General features: G+C 62.0%; 15 protein-coding genes. 2 read left to right on the forward strand and 13 right to left on the reverse strand.

Features of this window, described 5'->3' with window-relative positions; genetic code table 11:
- Positions 1–26: 26 nt before the first annotated feature.
- Positions 27–1,214, reverse strand: a complete 1,188-nt coding sequence (locus F4X08_12600) for an LbtU family siderophore porin (GenBank protein ID MYD26642.1) — start codon at positions 1,212–1,214, stop codon at positions 27–29.
- A 345-nt stretch (positions 1,215–1,559) separates the two neighbouring features.
- The gene (locus tag F4X08_12605) at positions 1,560–1,877 is read right to left on the reverse strand and encodes a cupin domain-containing protein (GenBank protein MYD26643.1); all 318 of its coding nucleotides are present in this window, start codon (positions 1,875–1,877) and stop codon (positions 1,560–1,562) included.
- A 188-nt stretch (positions 1,878–2,065) separates the two neighbouring features.
- Between F4X08_12605 and F4X08_12610 the strand changes: the two genes are divergently transcribed.
- Positions 2,066–3,070, forward strand: coding sequence for a tRNA dihydrouridine synthase DusB (locus F4X08_12610; GenBank protein MYD26644.1), 1,005 nt, complete (start codon positions 2,066–2,068; stop codon positions 3,068–3,070).
- Here F4X08_12610 and phoU read toward each other — a convergent pair.
- The 6 genes from phoU to F4X08_12640 all read right to left on the reverse strand — a co-directional run bounded on the left by phoU (position 3,003) and on the right by F4X08_12640 (position 12,090).
- A complete protein-coding gene (phoU, locus tag F4X08_12615) occupies positions 3,003–3,707 on the reverse strand; it encodes a phosphate signaling complex protein PhoU (GenBank protein MYD26645.1) in 705 nt (234 codons plus the stop codon). The genes F4X08_12610 and phoU overlap by 68 nt on opposite strands.
- 47 nt (positions 3,708–3,754) lie before the next feature.
- Positions 3,755–4,552 carry a phosphate ABC transporter ATP-binding protein gene (gene pstB, locus F4X08_12620; protein ID MYD26646.1) on the reverse strand — a complete coding sequence of 266 codons (798 nt, stop codon included), beginning with the start codon at positions 4,550–4,552 and terminating at the stop codon, positions 3,755–3,757.
- Positions 4,553–4,626: 74 nt separating this feature from the next.
- Positions 4,627–6,054, reverse strand: a complete 1,428-nt coding sequence (pstA, locus tag F4X08_12625; protein ID MYD26647.1) for a phosphate ABC transporter permease PstA — start codon at positions 6,052–6,054, stop codon at positions 4,627–4,629.
- 34 nt (positions 6,055–6,088) lie between these two features.
- Positions 6,089–7,219 carry an ABC transporter permease subunit gene (locus tag F4X08_12630; GenBank protein ID MYD26648.1) on the reverse strand — a complete coding sequence of 377 codons (1,131 nt, stop codon included), beginning with the start codon at positions 7,217–7,219 and terminating at the stop codon, positions 6,089–6,091.
- A gap of 96 nt (positions 7,220–7,315) precedes the next feature.
- Entirely contained in the window at positions 7,316–9,043 is a 1,728-nt protein-coding gene (locus F4X08_12635; GenBank protein ID MYD26649.1) for a T9SS type A sorting domain-containing protein, read from the reverse strand.
- Between the two features lie 98 nt (positions 9,044–9,141).
- The gene (locus tag F4X08_12640) at positions 9,142–12,090 is read right to left on the reverse strand and encodes an outer membrane beta-barrel protein (protein MYD26650.1); all 2,949 of its coding nucleotides are present in this window, start codon (positions 12,088–12,090) and stop codon (positions 9,142–9,144) included.
- A gap of 336 nt (positions 12,091–12,426) precedes the next feature.
- Here F4X08_12640 and ppk1 point away from each other — a divergent pair, with 336 nt between their 5' ends.
- A complete protein-coding gene (ppk1, locus tag F4X08_12645; protein MYD26651.1) occupies positions 12,427–14,670 on the forward strand; it encodes a polyphosphate kinase 1 in 2,244 nt (747 codons plus the stop codon).
- Between the two features lie 132 nt (positions 14,671–14,802).
- Here the strand turns inward: ppk1 and F4X08_12650 are convergent, their stop codons facing one another.
- From F4X08_12650 to nth, 5 genes are all read right to left on the reverse strand, one after another.
- Positions 14,803–15,132: a hypothetical protein gene (locus F4X08_12650; protein MYD26652.1), complete on the reverse strand. Its 330-nt coding sequence runs from the start codon at positions 15,130–15,132 to the stop codon at positions 14,803–14,805.
- 113 nt (positions 15,133–15,245) lie between these two features.
- A complete protein-coding gene (locus tag F4X08_12655) occupies positions 15,246–15,575 on the reverse strand; it encodes a hypothetical protein (protein ID MYD26653.1) in 330 nt (109 codons plus the stop codon).
- Between the two features lie 417 nt (positions 15,576–15,992).
- Complete coding sequence (locus tag F4X08_12660) at positions 15,993–17,855, reverse strand: HAMP domain-containing protein (protein ID MYD26654.1); 1,863 nt, start codon at positions 17,853–17,855, stop codon at positions 15,993–15,995.
- A gap of 8 nt (positions 17,856–17,863) precedes the next feature.
- Positions 17,864–18,541, reverse strand: coding sequence for a response regulator (locus tag F4X08_12665; protein ID MYD26655.1), 678 nt, complete (start codon positions 18,539–18,541; stop codon positions 17,864–17,866).
- Positions 18,542–18,759: 218 nt separating this feature from the next.
- Positions 18,760–19,398, reverse strand: coding sequence for an endonuclease III (gene nth, locus F4X08_12670; GenBank protein ID MYD26656.1), 639 nt, complete (start codon positions 19,396–19,398; stop codon positions 18,760–18,762).
- Between the last annotated feature and the right edge of the window lie 58 nt (positions 19,399–19,456).

The following is a 19,456-nucleotide window of genomic DNA, read 5'->3' on the forward strand; positions in this document are numbered from 1 at the left end:
GAATCCGAATCGGCTGTATCCGCTGCTCAGAATTCGACGCCCAGCTGAAGGGTGTATTTGTTCGTGTTCTCGCCGCTGCCGCCCCTGGCTGTTCCGTATTCCCTGTCGTGGATCCATTCAAACGTGCTGAAGAGTGTGTCCTTCCATAAGTCGACGGTGACTACGGACAGGTAGCGTATCGACGGTATGCCCAGTTCCGCCGCCTCTGAAGTGCCCTGGTATCCCAGCGTGAGGTCGGCTCCCCTTCCCACCAGTTCGAATCCATAACCGGCCTCAAGAGACCAGGCCGCCGGACGGGCGCCCCGGCCATCGTGCGCCAGCACGCCGGGCGCGAATCGATCCTGGGAAATCATGTACTCTGCGGAAAACGCAACGCCGCTGTAGTGAATGGCCGTAGCCACCGACCATCCGGGCACCTGATCATCACTGCCGGCGGGTAGGCCACCGTGGTCGGCGCCGTGCGCTTCGCTTTCATGTCCGAACAGTTCTTCTTGAAAACCCGCCAGCGTGCCCAGGTCATCGATATACGACAGGTTGAAGGCGATTTCGTCTTCTTCGTCCACGTGCTTTTTGTAACCAACCGCGGCGCCGAAACCGGACCGGGGTTCATCCGAACGCGCATCGTCTCCATAGTAACCGTAGACGCTGCCCAGGAACTCGCCGAGTGAAACACCCAGCAGCAGGGATTTCTCCCTTTTGGATCCGAACTCGAAAGACAGCGGATCGACAATCGCGCCGGTCTCGAAGGGACCGATACTGGCATCGTGCGCCGCGTGGACTTCGGCCAGTTCGAACATGGTGAAGGGAAGGAATTGCACCCCACCCTTGAGCCACCAGTTGCCGTCGGGCGGTCCGACGATGATCGTACCCGTAAAGATCCCCAGTTCGTGTCCCTCCTCCTCTTCACCGTGATCTTCTTCGTGCTCGTGGATCCATCCGAACTCCGATCCGATCCACGGGTGGGGCTCGATGCCAACGCCCATTTCCAACTGCTCGGCCGCCGTGGACGTGGAAGTTTCCCCCTCGGACGATTGTTTGCGCGAAACGGTAAACTCCGCCACGCCCCCGATTTCAATAAACCTGAACAATGACTCCTCGCCGGGCTTCTCGTCGGTTTCCTGTGCGGAGGCGAAGCCAATGCACAGCACGACCGGGAACATCATGGCAAAGGCAACCAGGATCTTTACTGTTCTTCTCAACGGGCTAATCTCCATGTTTGGTACTTACGCTTACTTGAAATATCCAGAAAGCCAATGCAAGTTTTTAGTCTGCACTAAATAAATAGTTATATGAGATATGTGTCAATAATTAGATTTAGAAAATCCTGATGGCGTCCCGTCGGCCGTCATCACCGCAAGCCCTATCTTTCACGTACGGACGGCGCATGAGGTGGATTTCACACCCGCTGGACGGCAAATCGACCTGGGATACACCAATGATCGGCTGCGGACGGGGAGTGGCGCTGGGAAGGCTCTCGAGCGGACGCCGGATATGCCGGCGAGCGGACGTGGGATGTGCCCGGTACCTGTGGATCCCCGTTACCGGCGGATCGATCCGGTTCATGGATGGGGCGCCATGAACACCAGGACCACCAGCCGGCCTTCGCTCGAGTTAAGTACGCCGTGGGCCACCCCGGGAGGACACAGCACCGCCGTACCGGGAACGCCCTTCACGGTTTCGTCGCCGACCGTGAAATCGCCGTTCCCTTCCAACACGTAGTAGATCTTGTCGTTTTCGGCGTGGCTGTGGGCCTTCTGTTCCTGGCCGGGTTCGAAACAGTAGATATCGCAGAACATGCGATCCGTATCGAAGAGATTGACCTTCTGGAACTTGTCGTCCGAGAAGCGTTTCTGATCCGGTACGTATGCCACCGGCATGATGGCTGGCTCCTGTGATGACAGGTTGAGGGACAAGTCGCCGGGCAGACAAAGACCTTGCGATAAATCGGTACCCCGGCTTACTTTGAACGCGACTGAATGTACCTGCGCAACGCCTTGTTGTCAACGGGCGTCACGTGCGGACCGCGAGTTCGTGCAAGGGAAAAACGAGGAGTCGTCCAGCACGCATGACCCACGAAATCGCCATAGGTCCGCACCGCATTAAGTCGCTTAAACCCGGCATGCCCATCCTCACGCTGGCGCCCATGGCGGGCATCAGCAACTGGCCGTTCCGATTGATCTGCGCGAAGATGGGCGCCCAGATGGTCGGCGTGGAATTCATCAACTGCAACGCCATTCTCCACAAGAACCCGAAGACGCTTCAGATGATGAACTTCTGCGACGCCGACATCTACCGCGATACCGGCATGTCGCTGCTCGCGGCGCAGATCTACGGGAACGATATCGGCCGCATGGTGGAAGGCGCGCTGGTGCTGGAGGAAAAGGGCGCGCAGATCATGGACATCAACTTCGGGTGTTCCGTGCCCAAGATCCTGCGGTCCGATTCCGGCGCCGCTTTTCTCAAGGACATCGACCGGATGATGAACGCGGTGCGCAGCGTGGCCGAGGCCGTCTCGATTCCGGTCATCATCAAGACGCGTCTGGGCTGGGACCACGACAATATCAGCATCCTGGAAGTGGTGAAACGCGCCGCGGATTCCGGCGCCCACGCCGTGGCGGTGCACGCCCGCACCGTGGCGCAGAAGTTCAACGGGACCGCGGACTGGTCATGGATCGCCCGCGCCGTGGAAGTCTCCCCCGTGCCGATCTTCGGAAACGGCGACGTGTTCATTTACGAGGACGCGGTGCGCATGGTGGAGGAGACGGGGTGCGCCGGCGTGATGATCGCCCGGGCCGCGCGGGACAACCCCTACATCTTCTCCGGCGCGCGGATACCGACGTTTACCGAGCGGGTCCGGCTCGCCCGGGACCACCTGGGCATGATGGTGGAGTACAAGGGGGAGAAGGTGGGCGTGATGGAAATGCGCAAGTTCTTCGCCTCCTACTTCAAAGGCTTCCCCAACGCATCCCACCTGAGGACCAGCCTGGTGCAGGTGGACACCGTCACCCAGGCCCACCGGATTCTTGACCAATGGGTGACTGATTCGGATCGTCAACCGTATGATGCTTGATCACGCGGCCTTCCGAGAAATACACCACGCCTTCGGCGATGTTCGTGGCGTGATCGGCCAGGCGTTCGATGTGGCGGGAAATGAAGATCAGTTGCATCGCCTGGGGCACCGACCCTGAATCCTCCTTCATGCAGGCCAGCAGTTCCTCGAAGATCTGGTCCTGCAACTGATTGACCTCCTCGTCCCTGTCGCAGACGTCCATGGCCAGTTGCTCGTCTCCGCGCACGAAGGCGTTGAGGCTGTCCTTGACCATGGATTGGGAAAGGTCCGCCATGCGCGGCAGGTCGACGAGCGGTTTCAGGAGGGGCATCCCGGCGAGCTGTTTCGTTTTCTTGGAGATGTTGACGGCGATGTCGCCCAGCCGTTCCAGGTCGATCGTGATCTTCATGCTGGCCGCGACAAAGCGCAGGTCCCGCGCGATGGGGTGCTGGAGCGCCAGCAGCCGGATGCACTGCTCGTCGATCTCCAGTTCCATGGCGTCGATGGGCCCGTCGCCGGCGATGACCTGATCGCACAAGTCGACGTCGCGCTCCACGTGCGCCGTGATCGCCCGGGCGATCTGTTCCTCCACGAGCGCGGCCATGCTCAGCAGCGCGGACCTCAGACCTTCCAGTTGTTGTTGAAGTTGGGTTTCCATGATCGCTGTCCAGGGGATTCAGGCCGCGGCGCTGTCCGTCCGCGGCGCTATCCCGCACGGCCCGTGATGTAGTCTTCTGTGCGCCGGTCGCTGGGCGTGGTGAACATCGCGTCGGTCACGCCCATTTCCACCAGCTCGCCCTTGAGCAAGAACCCGGTGTATTCGGACACACGCGCCGCCTGCTGCATGTTGTGCGTCACGATAACAATGGTGTAATCGTCCTTCAGATCAAGCATTAATTCCTCGATCCTGGACGTGGCGACGGGGTCCAGCGACGAGCACGGCTCGTCCATGAGCAGGACTTCCGGTTCGACCGCGATCGCCCGCGCGATGCAGAGCCGCTGCTGCTGTCCGAGAGAAAGCCCGAGGGCGCTTTCCTCGAGCTGTGCCTGAACTTCCTCCCACAGGAAGGCCCGGCGCAGGCACCGTTCCACGATCTCGTCGAGGAAACCGCCGGACTTCACGCCGTGGATCCGGGGACCGTAGGCCACGTTCTCGTAGATGGACTTGGGGAAGGGATTCGGCTGCTGGAAGACCATGCCGACGCGCCGGCGCAGCCGCGTGACATCGGTGTCCGGCCCGTAGATATCCACCCCGTTCATCCGGATCATACCCGTCATGCGGACCTGGGGAACGAGGTCGTTCATACGGTTGATCAACCTGAGCAAGGTCGTCTTGCCGCAGCCTGACGGACCGATGAAGGCCGTGATGACCTGGCGGTCGATCGCCATGGTCACGTCCTTCAGCGCGGCCCGGTCACCGTACCAGAAGGACACGTGCTCGACATCGATGATCGTTTCCTCACGCAGGATCTTCGGCTTGACCGGTACGTTTTCCGTCGTCATTCGCTAGAACCTCTTATGCGCACGGGGAAATCGCCTATGCTTGTGCGCGCCGCAGGGGCGCGCGCCGGGGACGCCTAGCCCACTGCCAGTGAATAGCGTCTCCTCAGCCGGCTTCTGAGCCCGATCGCCGCCGCGTTCAGCGCGACCACGATGGCCAGCAGCAACAGGGTGGACGTGTACGCCATGGGTAGAGACGCCTCCCCGCCGTCCGGCCTGAAACCCGTGTCGAAGATGTGAAACCCCAGGTGCATGAACTCCCGTTCCAGGTGCACGAAGGGCCAGGCGCCGTCCACGGGCAACTCGGCGGAAAAGGCGACGACCCCCGTGATCATCAGCGGCGCCACGGTACCGGCCGCCCGCGCCACGGACAGGATCAGGCCCGTGAGTATGGACGGCAGCACCACCGGCACGACGACACGCCACAGCGTCTCGAACCGCGTCGCACCCAGGGCGTGAGACGCCTCGCGGAGTCCCGGGGGCACGCCGGCCAGCCCTTCCTCCACGGCCACGATGACCACGGGCAGGGTGAGCAGGGCCAGGGTCAGCGCGCACCAGAGGATGCCGCCGCGGCCGAAAGTCGGTTCCGGGAGTTCCGCGGGAAAGAACAGACGGTCCAGGGTTCCTCCCAGAAAATACACGAAGAAACCGAGTCCGAAAACCCCGAATACGATGGAGGGTACGCCGGCCAGGCTGTTCACGGCGATTCGCACCACGTTCAGGAACGGGCCCGGTTTACCGTATTCTCTCAGGTAAAAGGCCGCCAGCACGCCGAAGGGCATAACGACGACCGACATGAGGATGACCATCGCCGCCGTGCCGAAAATCGCCGGATAGACCCCGCCGAGCCGGTTTTCGTCTCTCGGCGGAGACCACAGGTAGGACCAGGCGCCGCCCATATAGTGACGGATCCTCGTCCACGTGGTCATCGCATTGGGTGTGTAGATCCGCTGGACGTTCGCGAGGGAAACGGTGTGCTGCCGGCCATCCGCAAAAGACAGGACGATGGACAGCGCCCGCTGCCTGCGCAGGCGTTCCAGTTCCGGGGCCTGCTCCCGGTAATGGGCCCGAACGGCTTCGTAACCCCGGGCGACGACCGTACCGTCGTCCACGAAGGATTCCAGGAAGCCGAAGATGTCCCCGCCCCAAACCTGCTCCACGACCACGGCCTCGCGGGGGGCGTCCCGCCCTGCGATCCGGCCTTCTTCCAGCCAGACGTATTCGACCGGAAACCGTTCCCGGTCGCCGGTCCGGACCCTCAATCGATAGGCCATGGACCGCTCACCCAACGAGCCGGTTGTCCGAATGCTGACGCGGGAAGTCTCGTGGCCCAGGACAATCCTGCCGTCGCGCAGCTCGTACCGCGTGAGTTCCTGGGGCCAGAACCGGTCCAGTCCGTGCACGACGATGACCAGGATCAGTCCCGCGACCATCAGGAAGCCGAGGACCAGGGCCCCGCCGGACAGCCAGATCAGGGCGTCATCCTTTGACCACTTCGAACCCATCGCATCTCCCTGCGGCCGGTGGAACATCCGGCGCTTAAGCATACCGCCTTCTCAGCCGCCGTCGTACCAGTTCGGCCACGGTGTTGATCGCAAAAGTCGAAACGAGCAGGAGAAAGGCGGCGAAAAACAGGACCCGGTAGAGCGTGTCGTCCCGCGCGGCGTTCGGCAGGTCGAGGGCCACGCTGGCGGACAGAGCCCGGAACCCGGAGAAGGCGGACCAGTCCATCACCGGGACATTGCCCGAGACGAACAGCACGATCATGGTCTCCCCGATCGCCCTGCTGAACCCCAGCAGAACGGCGGCCAGTATGCCGGATCCCGCGGCGGGGAGGACGATGCGCACGGCGGTCTGCCAGCGCGTGGCCCCCAGCGACATCGATCCTTCCAGGAATGAGCGGGGCACGGCGGAAAGCGCTTCTTCGGACAAGGTGAATATGATCGGGGTGACGGCCAGGCCCATGACCATACCCACGACGATCGCGTTCCGCTGCGTATAGGTCAGTCCCAGGGATTCCTCGAACCAGGTCGCGTAGCCGGCCTGCAGCCAGGCGGCCTCCAGCATCGCCCCGCATTCCAGGGCCAGCCATCCCCCGGCGAGCACGGCAACCAGAAGCAGCCAGATTTCCCGGCCCGGAGGATTGAACGCCCGGAACCGCACCGGGGCATGGTGCCTGATGAGAAAAGCGGCCACCACCGCGCCAGAAATGAATACCGGCGCCAGGAAGAGGGCGAAGACGTGGGACGCCAGGAACGGTGCAAGCCAGATGCCGCCGATGAAACCGAGCACGACACTCGGTACCGCGGCCATGATTTCCACCAGCGGTTTCAGTCTTTCCTTAAGCGCCCGCGGCAGGAACTGCGACGCGTAGAGCGCGGCGAGTACCGAGACCGGCACCGCGAAAAGCAAGGTATACACCGCCCCTTTCAAGGTCCCGGAGATCAGCGGCAGGATGCTGTACCCGGCGTCGATCCCCCCGGGATCGGAAACTCCCCAGCGGAATCCCGCGGGCGACGTGAACAAGGGGTAAATCACCCACATGATCACGGCAAAGACCGACAGGATGGTCAGGATCAACACCACGCCGCCAAGGGCGGCGAGTCGGCCAACCAAAAGGTCCAGCAGAAGGCGCCGGTCAAACCGGCGTCCTTGGGGGCGATCGGTCATCCGGGGGTCCTGGATCGGGATTCAATAGGGCACTATCGGACGAGGGCAACGAGTGGAAGTTAAACGATGGGTCCGTACGGCGTCAACACCGGCGCATCACTTCAACAGGGTCATCTTCCGGTTGAAGACGTGGGCGGTCCGTCCATCCGCGGTAGCCTCGAAGCGATAGAAGTACACGCCGCTCGAGAGATGCCGCGCCTCCCAGTGCTCGGTGTAGCGCCCCGGAAGCCTGATATCGTTCACCACTGTCGCCACCCGCTGGCCGAGGAGATTGTATACCTCGATCAGTATGTGGCTCGTCGACGATACGGTGTAATCGATGTTCGTGGCCATGCCGAAGGGGTTCGGACTGTTCTGCGCCAGGCTGAAGCCGTCGGGTGCATCTACGCCGGGTTCAGCCGGTTCCGGGGGTATGGGTGCCGGTGCGGTACTGAAATAACCCAATGCCGCAAGCGCCGACCAATGGTCCGCCCAGTTTTCCGTTCCGAATGCGCCCACGTAATCGACGTCCGTAAAGAACCCGCTGTTCCGCGGTTCTTCCATGAGCCTGCTCGCATCCCAGGCGGGACTGGAGTTGCCGGGACGCGGATCAAGCCCCAGGTTCCGGTTCCAGCTGATGCCCTGGAGCAATGGATCCGTGATCCGGTTGGCGTTGCCTTCGTTGGCGAGCAGTTCCGTCGTGTGGAAGTCGCCTCCCAGGTCCGCGGGTGAACTCCCGGTGCCGAACCTGCCCAGGATGTTATACCGGAAGGCCAGGTCTCCCGCGTCCAGGCGCGCCTTGCTGTCCTGCGCGCCGCGGGTCGGATCCAGGTCCTCGATCGACAGCGCGTGGCCCTGGAACTCGGTGAAGATGCTGTTGAAATACATCCCGCCCGCGTTGTCGCGGAAGATGAGGGCGTTGTTGTCCTTGCCGCCCGTCGACGAAGCGCCGCGGCCGATGTAGGTGGCGTTCATGATCGTGGGACGGGCGTAGGGCCTGCCGTCCTCGGGATCCGTGCCGCCGTCGTGCTCGCCGGCATGGTCGCCCAGGAAAGGGTCCTGGATCGAGAACCAGAACTGGTGCTCGCCCCGGAAGCCCTCGTCGTAGTCGAAGGCGTCATCGCCCGCGAAAGCGGATATCAGGTAGCGCGTATTCACCGTGCCGCCGAACCATTCGAAGCCGTCGTCCTGGTTATAGAACACCTCCACGTGCTCGATGGTCGTGCCGCGGCCCACGCCGGCCATGGTCAGCCCGTTGATCTCGTTGTCCGCGCCGATGACCGCGCCGCCGTGCCGGATCGACACGTACCGCAGCACGCCCGAGTCGTCGTCGTCGTCGGGATTCGATCCACCACCGTAGATACCCCGGGGTTCGGTCGTCGCGTCGATGCCTTCAATGTTGTTCTCACCGGTGGCGGTGTTAATGGACGCCCGTCCGAGGAGGATGATACCGCCCCACAGCCCGCGGGAAGCAGTGGGGGATGACAGCAGGATATCGTCCGGATCATCGACGTCGTCCGCTTCGGCCGTGAAGATAATGGGATTCCTCGCCGTGCCGTCGGCGATGATCTTGCCGCCCTGGGCTACGATCAGGGCGGTATCCTCGCCCTCGATGGTCGTGGACTTGCCCTTGATCACCGTGCCCGCCTCGATCGTCAGCGTCTCGCCGTCTTCGACGAAGACCAGGCCGGACAGCAGATAGGTGTTGTCCGAGGAGAAGGATGTGTTGCCGACGATGTCTGCGTCGGTGATGGTTACTACGGGACTGGTGGGGGATTGTGCTTCTGCGAGGACCGGGTAAACCAATGGTGCGGAAACCAAGGCGATGGATATCCACCGAAACATACCTTCTCCTTGAAGGGCTTGCGGTCGAGTTGTGAAGATGAAGTCATAGTCGTTCTCTCGGGCCAGCGGGTCGGCGGACCGGCCCGTCGGCGGGTCTGTTATATCCCGTACGAGAATCCCAGGGAGAACGTCCGTCCCCGCTTGTACAGGCTTCGGATGAACTCCTCGTTGTTGTACGGATGCACCTTCTTGATGTCCGGGTCCAGCAGGTTCTTGGCGGAGAACTTAAGCGTTACCCGGTCCCACAGCCTCTGCGAGCCCGTGATATCCAGCATGCCGGCGGGCTGCTCGAAGGCGTTGGGCGTCCCGCCCGTACTCACTTCGGAAAGCCTCTCGCCGAAAACGTTGTAGTGGACGCTCACCAGGGTACCGGTGTCCGTGTTGTCGTACATGGCGTCGATATTGACTACGTAGGGAGACTGGCCCTGCAGCTTGCGGGTCTCCGCCGCACCCGGATCGAGCGCCCGGATGATGGCGAGTTCCGACGGCGCGATATCCACCTCGGAACTGATCAGGGACAGGTTGCCGCCGAGCTGGAAGTTGCCCAGGGACGGATGGAGCTGGTCGAGCTGCTTCCGGAACTCCAGTTCCAACCCGGAGACGAGCGCCCTGTCGACATTCTGAAACTGGATTTCGCCGTTCGTCGTCACGATTACGCGTTCAATCGGGTTCTCGAACTTCTTGTAGAAATAGCTGAGGGCATAGATCTCGCCGGGACGGTTGAACCATTCCCAGCGGAAATCGTAGTTGTCGATCAGCGTCCGCTTCAGTTCGCTGTTCCCCACGAAGATGTAATCGCCGACAAAGAGGAAAGAGGCAAATGGAGCCAGTTCGCGAAAGGAGGGCCGTGCCAGGGTCCGGCTGTAAGCGCCCCGGAAATTCATGTTGTCCACGACCTGGTACACCGTGTTGATCGAGGGCAGCCAGTCCTTCTCATCCAGTCTGCCGGGCGTAAGCGAAGTTTCATGGCTGGCCACGTCCAGCAGGGTGGACTCGTACCGCGCGCCGCCCGTGACCTTGAACCGCCTGGTGATCGGCACGTCCAGCATCACGTATCCGGCCCGGACTTCCTGGTCGCCGTCGTAGTTGTTCCTCAGGTCCGAGTCCTCGGATACGAAATTACCGAACCGGGTAAACCCGGGCGTATCCTGGAATTCATCGGGCAGGATCCCGGTGCGCGCCGTGGAGAAGAAGACGACAGGATCATTCCGGTACTGCAGGGCGTCCTGCCTGAAGGAAAAACGCCGCTCCCGGAAGGTGTGGTCCTTGTCCAGGTAGGCCCCGCCGAACTTCAGACGGGCCGTGAGTCCGGACCATGGCGTAAAGGGCAGCGTCACGTCCATCTTGAAGTCCCGGTTGGATTCTTCAAGGTTCCTGAAGTAACGGGTCGGCGCCGCGTAATTGGACAGGGCGATCGTGTAGCTGTCGAAATCCGGCGCACCTTCGCCGGCCGCGTCGACCGTCTGGAATTCGTTGGTGAAGTAACGAAGGTCGGGCTCGTCCTGGTTCGACCTGATGAAGGCGCCGGTCCATTCGATTTCCATGTTGGATACGGACGGCATTACGTGCTTGCCGCGGAACTGCAGAGACCGCATCTCGCGCTCGATGAAGGACAGCACGCGGGTCTCGTACCGCACGTTTTCGCCGGGCAGTGAGGATGGCCACGCACCGGTCTGGAATCGGGACAGTTTTTCGCCGCTGCGGTTGTAAAGCACGTTGACGCCGATCTCGTGGGTGATGCTCGGTTGGTAGGTAGCGTTCACGAGGCCGCCCCAAAGTACTTCTTCGGACCCGCTCATGTCCGTCGCGAATCGCTCCCTGTTCAACCCTTCGGCCTCCCGGGACACGCGCTTCCATATCCCGGACGCGCCATTGTCATACGCCGAGACGTTCCGGTTGTAGCTCACGCTGCCCAGCATCCCGAACGGGCGTTCCGCGATCTCCGTCTGGTTTCCGATCGATAACGCGTAGCTCTGGCCGAGCCCACCTTCTATGGTAGTCGGCGTCATAGACTTGTCGGTAAACGACTTGGAATACAGATCCAGCAGTTGCGCGGCCTCCGGGTCCCGGAGCGCGCTGGTGATGCTGGGAATCTCCACGTCGGGATTCAGCAGGGGCAGGGGTATATCCCGGGTGCCGTCGTCGAAGCCCAGGAAATCGTACTCACCGCCCTCGTAGCTCAGCATGTCCTTGAAGGAAGACTGGGTGTTGTACTTCGTGGACGTGGAAAAGGACATGGTGAAAGACTCGGGCAGGGACTTGGTCTTCACGTTGACGCTGCCGCCGGTGAAGTTGCCCGGCTTGTCCGGCGTGAAGGTCTTTTCCGTGGTGATGTTGTCCAGCAGGTTCGCAGCGAAGATGTCCATCTGGACCGACTTGCTGTTTGGATCGGCATTCGGCAGGGAGGTGCCGTTCAGCTGCGCGGTACTGTAGCGTTCGCCCAGTCCGCGAATGTAGACGTACTTGCCGTCCACCACCGATGCGCCGGTAACGCGGGTCATGGCCGCGGCCACATCGCCCTGTGCGCCCCGGGAGATATCCTCGGCGCTGATGGCGTCGCTGATGGAAAGGGCGTTCTGGCGGCGCTTGAGCAGTGACGCTTCCGTGTTTTCCAGGGACCGGGCCGTCACCTCCACCACGTCCGCCACGATGAGTTCCTGTTCGACGGTTATGTCTATTCTGCTCACCTGGTCCGGTTCGACCTGGATCTCGGTGACCCGCTTCGCCGCGTATCCGATCATGGATACCCGGACGGTGTGCAGTCCCGCCGGGACGTTCCGGATCAAGTAGAAGCCTTCGAGATCGGCCATCGAGCCAAGCTCCAGTCCCACCACCACCACCGTGGCGCCGATAAGCGGATCGCCCGTCTCCGCGTCGACGACCGTACCCGATATACGGCCCATGGACGCCTGTCCCCGGACCTCCATCGCTGTGCCGGCAAGGAGCGCGAGTGCGGCCACGACTACCGCTGCCCGCATCGATGGGGCCAGCCGGCTTCTGTCGTATTTCGCGTAAAGGCCGTTCCGGAACCGGTATGTCTTCGTCATGTACGGCGTCTCCCCTTGTTTTCGTCGAATCAATCCGTCTGCGGGTGCCTGGAACGCAAGCTTGAATCGAACACGGTGCAAATATAAAAAGGTTATTTGACGATTCTGTTACGAACAGCATACAAGGCCATGACGATATGAATAAAGTTTGGTTTTTCCGGTAGGATGCGACCGGCGGGTCAAAGACGGCTTGACAAAACCGCCGTCCGTCTTGCTTTATGAATACTTGATCCGGCACGAAACCGCAGACATACGGAACGGCAGTCGCAATGCGTTATCGCACGCGTCGGGCCCGCCACGCAACGTGTATCCGCATATCCTCCAGGTGGCTCAGTCATGTCTTCCCCGAATGGGAACAACACCAGTAACGCCACGGTTCGAACCATCGCTTCGAGGAGAGCGGGGCGCCGGTTCACCCATAAGCCCCGGCCTCCCGTCGCGCCGCTGGTGACGGATTACTGGCGTCCGGAACACTTCTTCAACCGGGAACTGAGCTGGATGGAATTCAACGCGCGGGTGCTGGAGGAAGCGCTCGACCCGACGGTTCCCCTGCTGGAACGGGTGAAGTTCCTGGCCATATTCAGTACCAACCTGGACGAGTTCTTCATGATCCGCGTCGCCGGCGTCAAGAGACAGATCGACGCGCAGGTCCAGTCCACGCGGACCGCCGACGGCCTGAGTCCCCGGGAGGTGATGACCGCGCTTTCGTCCCGGATGCACGAACTGGTCAACAAGCAGCACGGCCTCTTCATCAACGAGATCTTCCCGCAACTCACCGAGCAGGGCATCGACATCCTCGAACCGGAGCAACTCAGCCCTTCGCAGAAGGCCTATCTGGACGAGTACTTCCGGAAGACCATCCTGCCGGTGGTGACCCCGCTGGCGGTGGACCCCGGCCATCCGTTTCCCTACCTGGCCAACGGCACGCTCTGTCTCGTGGCTGAAATCCGCAAGATCCAGAAATCCGTTTTCCCTCATACGAACCTCTCAGTCATTCACCTGCCCACCTCGGTCATGCCGCGGTTCCTCGAACTCCCGTCCGAAAACGGCCGGCAGGCGTTCTTCATGCTGGAGGACGTCATCCAGATGAACCTCGACCTGTTCTACAACGGTTACGAGGTGCTGAACTGCGCGTCGATCCGCGTGACGCGGGACGCCGACGTGGACTACGAGGAGGAAGGCGCGGAGGACCTGCTCAAGGTCATCGAGGAGGGCATACGCAACCGGCGCAACGGGGCCGCGGTACGGTTGCAGTACGACCCAGAGCTGTCTTCGCGCATCCTGGACGTCCTGGTGGACGAACTGGAACTGGAGCCGGAGGATCTCTACCCCACGGAAGGCTTCACCGCTTTTTCCGATCTCATCGAACTGTACGACGCCGTCGACCGGCCCGATCTCATGGACGAACCCTTCCCGCCCCAGCCGGCGACGCCCTTCGAAGGCGCGCCTTCCATCTGGGAGGCCATCAAGAAGGACGATATCTTGCTGCACCACCCCTTTCATCAGTTCAACGCGGTGGTCCGGTTCGTTTCGGAAGCGGCGGAGGATCCCCAGGTACTCGCCATCAAGATGACGCTGTACCGGGTCAGCGCCAATTCGCCCATCACCCGGGCGTTGACGCGGGCGGCGCTGAACGGCAAGGAAGTCTCGGTGCTGCTGGAGTTAAAGGCCCGGTTCGACGAGGCCGCGAATATTCAGTGGGCCAGGCAGCTGGAGGAGGCGGGGGCCCATGTCATCTACGGCATACCGGGCATCAAGGTCCACTGCAAGGCCTGCCTGGTCGTGCGCCGGGAGGGCGAGGGGATACACCGGTACTGTCACCTGGGTACGGGGAATTACAACGACAAGACGGCGCGTATCTACGCCGATTTCGGCCTGTTCACCGACAAGGAGGAATTCGGCGAAGACGTGACGCAGCTGTTCAACCTGCTGACCGGCTACGCGCTGCCCTCGCGCTTTCACCATCTCATCCTTTCGCCCACGTCGATGCGGGAGGACATGGTGAAGCGGCTTCAGCGGGAGAGCGACCGGGCCCGCGCCGGGCATCCGGCCCTGGTGATCGCGAAGATCAATTCCCTCGTCGACCCGGACATGATCGTGGCCCTGTACCAGGCCTCCCAGGCCGGCGTGCGGATACAGCTGATCATCCGCGGCATATGTTGCCTGAGACCGGGCGTACCGGGATTGAGCGAGAACATCAGCGTCATCAGCATCGTCGACCGGTTCCTCGAGCACGTCCGGCTGTTCTATTTCTACAACGACGGAGACCCGGAATACCTGTTTTCCAGCGCGGACTGGATGGACCGGAACCTCAACCGCCGGGTCGAGATATCGTTCCCGGTCATCGACCGGGCGCTCCAGGCGGAGCTGTGGGCGTATTTGAAAATACAGTTGAAGGACAACGTGAAGGCGCGTGAATTGCAGTCGGACGGGACGTACCGGTACGTGAAGAAAGCGGGAAGGCGCTTCCAGTCGCAGCGGGAACTGTACGAACTGGCCTGCGAGACCGTGAGGATAAACGCGGACCTGAAGATGAAGCGCTCCGCGGCTTCCCGGACTGCGCTGACCGCCCGGAACTGAGGGGATTCGGGAGAAAACCGGTACCAGGGACAATTGGTGCCGGGGGACAACCGGTACACAAAAAAAACAGGCGGACCAGGGAGGTCGTGAATTCCCCGGTCCGCCTGTGTGTTTACGCCGACTACCTCAATGTTACCACCCGATACGGGCCTTCGTCCTTTTCAGGAGAATGGTAACGACGCCGGCGTACAGGACCGTGCTGACCGGATCGATGATCGCGTCAAGGGTCGCGCCGATCGCCGGTATGTTGCTTAGCACGTCCATGCCCGCTGCCGCGCCGACGGCAATGGTGACCGCCAGGTAGCCCGTGGCGTCTTCCGCGTCGACCGACAGGTGCGCGTGCAACAGGCCGAGGATGACCAGCAACAGCCCGACAACGGTACCGTCAAGCAGCATACCGCTAACCAGCCCCTCATGCAACGCCAGCAGCACCGCGAGTCCAACGACTATCCGGGATGCCATATATCTTACCTCCTAAGCACTTGAAAACGACTCAGTTCAGGGAAGGCCGGGTGAACCTTCGCGGCACGGAAGACCGCGGGTCCCCGGCACGGAAGGCCGCGGGTCGCGGCCGCCTATCCCTTGAGCCGGTTTAACGTACGCATGATCAGGATGGAAAACACGCTGGCGTACAGCGCTGAGCTGGCCGGATCCAGAATGCCGTCCAGGGACATTCCGATGACCGGTATGCCACTCAACACGTCTGCGCCTGCCGCCGCGCCTACCGCGATAGTCACGACCAGGTAGTCCGTCGCGTCCTCAGCGTCTACCCCCATGAAGCCGTAGACGATACCCAGGAGCACAATCAGGATCATTATGGCCCCGCCATCATTCATCATGCCACCAGCCAACCCCTGGATGATCGCCAAAAGGGCGATCAATCCCACAATTACTCTGGTTGCCATATCTACCTCCTGGAGGAGATTGGTTTTGCCACCGGCCCGCACCAGCGCGTTGCCGTGGCGGGAACTACGGCGAGACGAACTTGCGTCGCGTACGCACAGTAAGCCGCACCTGTCACTAACTTCCTTCGAAACGGTTCAGTCGGACGCGCGCGTCCGCGCATCGTGCGACTGCCTTCAGAAGCCTGGCCGGAGTCCTGCGTATCGGGGTCGTGGTCCCGATGGTTTATTAGGTTTTTGAGTTATGTATCCAATTAATATCGGAAGGGAAGCACTGTCAAGGGTAAATGTGTATTTTGATCCAAAAAACACCGGAAATGCAGCGGATGATTACGGCGGTCCGTTGATCGAGGGGACCTGGGAGCGTACGGTCCCGGCGGGATCACACGGTCGTGTACCGCGAGGGAGGGATGGTGCGGTCTAAGTAGTTCCGCCCGTTGAAGTTTCGCTGACCGGTTTTCCCGGCGCCCGCGCGGGGCGTCCGGTCGCTTCGGAAGGCTCGTCTTCGATCCACGCGGGCAGGGAGAGGTAGAAGGTCGCGCCTTCGCCGAGCCTGCTCTCGACCCAAGCCCGGCCGTTGAGCAGTTCCATGGTGTGCCGGACGATCGCCAAGCCCAGGCCGGTTCCGCCCAGGGCCCTGGACCGCGCCCGGTCAACCCGGAAAAAACGTTCGAAGATCCGGGGAAGCGCCTCGGACGGAATGCCCGGTCCGGTGTCGGAAACCGACAGGACGATCTCATCGACCCGCTCCTCGGTGCCGATGGTGATCGATCCGCCATTCTCCGTGTATTTCACGGCGTTGTCCACCAGGTTGGACAGGGCCCGCTCCATGAGTTCGGGATCTCCGCGCGCCGGTCTGTCCGTTTCGAACCGCAGGGAGAGAGCCAGTTGCTTGCGGTCGACCTGTTTCGCGAAGATTTCGGCGACCCGTTCCGAAATCCGGTCCAGGCGGCAGGACGTGAATTCGACCTCGTACCGGCCCGATTCTATGCTGGACAGTTGCAGCAGGTCCTCGACCAAGGCCTGGAGCCGGTCGGCATGGTGCTGGATGGACGTCATGAAACGGCGCAGCGCGGCGGTATCCTCCATGGCGCCGTCCAGCAGCGTCTCCACAAAACCCTTGATGGACGTCAACGGCGTCCTGAGTTCGTGAGACACGTTGGCCACGAAGTCCTTCCGGACCTGCTCAAGGCGGCGCAGTTCGGTCATGTCGTGGAACACGGCGACCACGCCGTGCAGCTGCTCCCCGATGCGTACGGGAGTCAGGTGCACCTGGAAGATGCGCTGGTTCCACTCCAGGGTCAGGTCGAACACGGTATCCTCGTGCAGGGACGGCGCCGAATCGATCGCGGCGTCCACCACGCTCTGCAGGTCGTGGTTGCGCACGACCTCGATCGGTCGCTTGTTCAGGCACCACGCGTCCACGTCCATCATGCGCTTGAAAGCCGGATTGACCATCAGGATCCGCCCTTCCGCGGAGGTCACCATTACGCCTTCCGCCATACCGGACAACACCGCTTCGAGCTGGGCGTTCTCTTCCCGGATCCGCGAAAGCCTTTCCTTTGATTGCGCGGCCATCTCGTTCAAGGCGGCCGCCAGTGAGGAGAGTTCGACGTGCGCCGGCGCGGAAGCGGTGACCTCGAGGTCGCCGGCGGCCTGGCGACGGGCGACTTCCGTCATGCGTTCGATCGGTCGGGACACCAGTCTCTCCGTGCCCCAGCTCAGCACGACGCTCAACAGGAGGCCGATGCCGAGGGCCGCGAGCACGATCTTCCAAATATGGGATTCGATCCACCGGAACTGCTGCAGCGGCAGTGCGACCCGCACGACGCCCCTTGCCTGTTCGGTCCGGAAGGGGACCGCCACGTAGGCCATGTCGGTTTCCAGCGTGTTGCTGTAGCGGATGCTGTTACCGATCCCCGACGCGATGGCTTCGAGGATCTCCGGCCGGTCGCCATGGTTCTCCATGAGGGGAACGGACGAAAGGGGTATGGACGAATCACCGGCCACGACGCCGTCGTCCCGCACCACGGTTACGCGGGCGCCGCACTGCTCACCCAGGCGGTCCGCAATCGGATCGATCGTCTCGGGGGAAAGGGAAGGAAGCGGCGCGTTTTCCAGGTAGGACTGGATCAGGCGGGCGTCATTGAGTAACTGCTCGCGGGTATGGCCGCTGACGTCCTCGCGGAGGGACGTGTTCAGATAGATGTACACGGCGCCCGCCACCACCAGGGTAAAGGCGACATAGCCGACCAGGATCTTTGTCTGTAGCGAAAATCGCATGACAGGGCCTACCTGGCGAAGCGGTATCCGACCCCCCGCACCGTTTCCACCATGCCGGCGGCCTCGCCGAGTTTCTCTCGCAATCGCTTGATGTGGGCGTCCACGGTGCGTCCGTACCCCATGTAGTCATATCCCCAGACCACGTCGAGCAGTTCTTCCCGGGTCTGTACCCTGCCGCGCCGCTGAAAGAGAACGGCCAGGAGCTTGAACTCGGTGGCCGTCAGGGACACCGTGCATCCCGATACGGACACGTGGTGGCCTTCCATGTCGATGACCAGGGGTCCCGCACGGACGGGGCCCGCGGTTTCCGGCTCGGTCCGGCGGCGCAGGATGTTCCGGATGCGCAGGGCGATTTCCCGGGGGCTGAAGGGTTTGACCACATAGTCGTCGGCCCCCAGTTCAAGACCGATGATCCGGTCGATTTCCTCGCTCTTCGCGGTCAGCATCAGGATGGGTATGGACCTCGTGCGTTCGTCCTGTTTCAGAATGCGGCAAACATCGGTGCCTTCGAGTCCGGGCAGCATGAGGTCGAGCACGATAAGATCAGGGGCCTCGTCGCGGGCTTTTTCAAGCGCGGCCGAGCCGTCCGACGCCACGATGACGTCGAAGCCGGATTTCTCCAGATTATACTGGATGATTTCCACGATATCGGGCTCGTCGTCTACGACCAGTATCGTTTGGCGCATTCCCCTTCCTGTCTGCTTAAAGGGACCACCTCGCGCGCGTCGCGCGGGTCAACTGTTCGCGTGCGCACCGCGGGCCATCGGCGCGCAGGCGGCTCAATCGAGGTATCCGAAATATACCCGGCGCGGGGTCTGTTGAAAACACAAAACGGCGGCCGGACCCGCGATCGGGCGTGTGTACGGACCGGCGGCCGGGCCTGTGTACGGGCCGGCAATGACGCCTACTTTGCCGAAGGGCACAGGTCGCTCAGGACGCATTCGTCGCATTTCGGACGCCGGGCGATGCACGTCTTCCTGCCGTGGGCTGCCAGGAGGTGACCGAGGCCGGTCCAGTCCGATTCCGGCACGACCTTCATCAGGTCGCGCTCGATCCGGTCGGGGTCGGCATGTTTCGCGAACCCGAGGAGCCCGGACAGCCGTTTCACGTGGGTGTCCACGGCGATCCCCGGAATCCCGAAGGCGTTGCCGCGCACGACGTTGGCGGTCTTCCGCCCCACGCCGGCCAGATTCGTCAGGTCCTCCATGGCCGAGGGCACTTCGCCGCCGTGGAGATCGACCAAAGACCGGCAGCATTTCCGGATATTGGCCGCCTTGTTGCGGTAGAAGCCCGTGGTGAAGATATCCGCTTCCAATGCACCGGGCGCGGCATCCAGGTAGTGCCTGGGAGACGGATACTTCTTGAAGAGGGATTCCGTGACTACGTTTACCTGCTTATCCGTGCACTGTGCCGAGAGTATGGTAGCGACAAGCAGTTCAAATGGCGTTGTAAACCTCAATGCCGGTCCCACGTCGGGGTAGGTCTTCTTCAGGCGGGACAGGACCTCCGCCATTCGTTCACGCTGCGCTTTCACGGTCGGCATGTTTCAGCATCTCCTGTGGGATTCGGGCCGGGACAGGCGGGGGAAGGTAGGCCAGGGG

It is taken from the genome of Gemmatimonadota bacterium (genome assembly GCA_009841265.1).
GTDB lineage: Bacteria > JAAXHH01 > JAAXHH01 > JAAXHH01 > JAAXHH01 > JAAXHH01.

Bases quoted from the DNA above. Each gene is read 5' to 3' on its own strand.
- F4X08_12600 (MYD26642.1), bottom strand. From the start codon at position 1,214: ATGGAGATTAGCCCGTTGAGAAGAACAGTAAAGATCCTGGTTGCCTTT.
- F4X08_12605 (MYD26643.1), bottom strand. From the start codon at position 1,877: ATGCCGGTGGCATACGTACCGGATCAGAAACGCTTCTCGGACGACAAG.
- F4X08_12610 (MYD26644.1), top strand. From the start codon at position 2,066: ATGACCCACGAAATCGCCATAGGTCCGCACCGCATTAAGTCGCTTAAA.
- phoU (MYD26645.1), bottom strand. From the start codon at position 3,707: ATGGAAACCCAACTTCAACAACAACTGGAAGGTCTGAGGTCCGCGCTG.
- pstB (MYD26646.1), bottom strand. From the start codon at position 4,552: ATGACGACGGAAAACGTACCGGTCAAGCCGAAGATCCTGCGTGAGGAA.
- pstA (MYD26647.1), bottom strand. From the start codon at position 6,054: ATGGGTTCGAAGTGGTCAAAGGATGACGCCCTGATCTGGCTGTCCGGC.
- F4X08_12630 (MYD26648.1), bottom strand. From the start codon at position 7,219: ATGACCGATCGCCCCCAAGGACGCCGGTTTGACCGGCGCCTTCTGCTG.
- F4X08_12635 (MYD26649.1), bottom strand. From the start codon at position 9,043: ATGTTTCGGTGGATATCCATCGCCTTGGTTTCCGCACCATTGGTTTAC.
- F4X08_12640 (MYD26650.1), bottom strand. From the start codon at position 12,090: ATGACGAAGACATACCGGTTCCGGAACGGCCTTTACGCGAAATACGAC.
- ppk1 (MYD26651.1), top strand. From the start codon at position 12,427: ATGTCTTCCCCGAATGGGAACAACACCAGTAACGCCACGGTTCGAACC.
- F4X08_12650 (MYD26652.1), bottom strand. From the start codon at position 15,132: ATGGCATCCCGGATAGTCGTTGGACTCGCGGTGCTGCTGGCGTTGCAT.
- F4X08_12655 (MYD26653.1), bottom strand. From the start codon at position 15,575: ATGGCAACCAGAGTAATTGTGGGATTGATCGCCCTTTTGGCGATCATC.
- F4X08_12660 (MYD26654.1), bottom strand. From the start codon at position 17,855: ATGCGATTTTCGCTACAGACAAAGATCCTGGTCGGCTATGTCGCCTTT.
- F4X08_12665 (MYD26655.1), bottom strand. From the start codon at position 18,541: ATGCGCCAAACGATACTGGTCGTAGACGACGAGCCCGATATCGTGGAA.
- nth (MYD26656.1), bottom strand. From the start codon at position 19,398: ATGCCGACCGTGAAAGCGCAGCGTGAACGAATGGCGGAGGTCCTGTCC.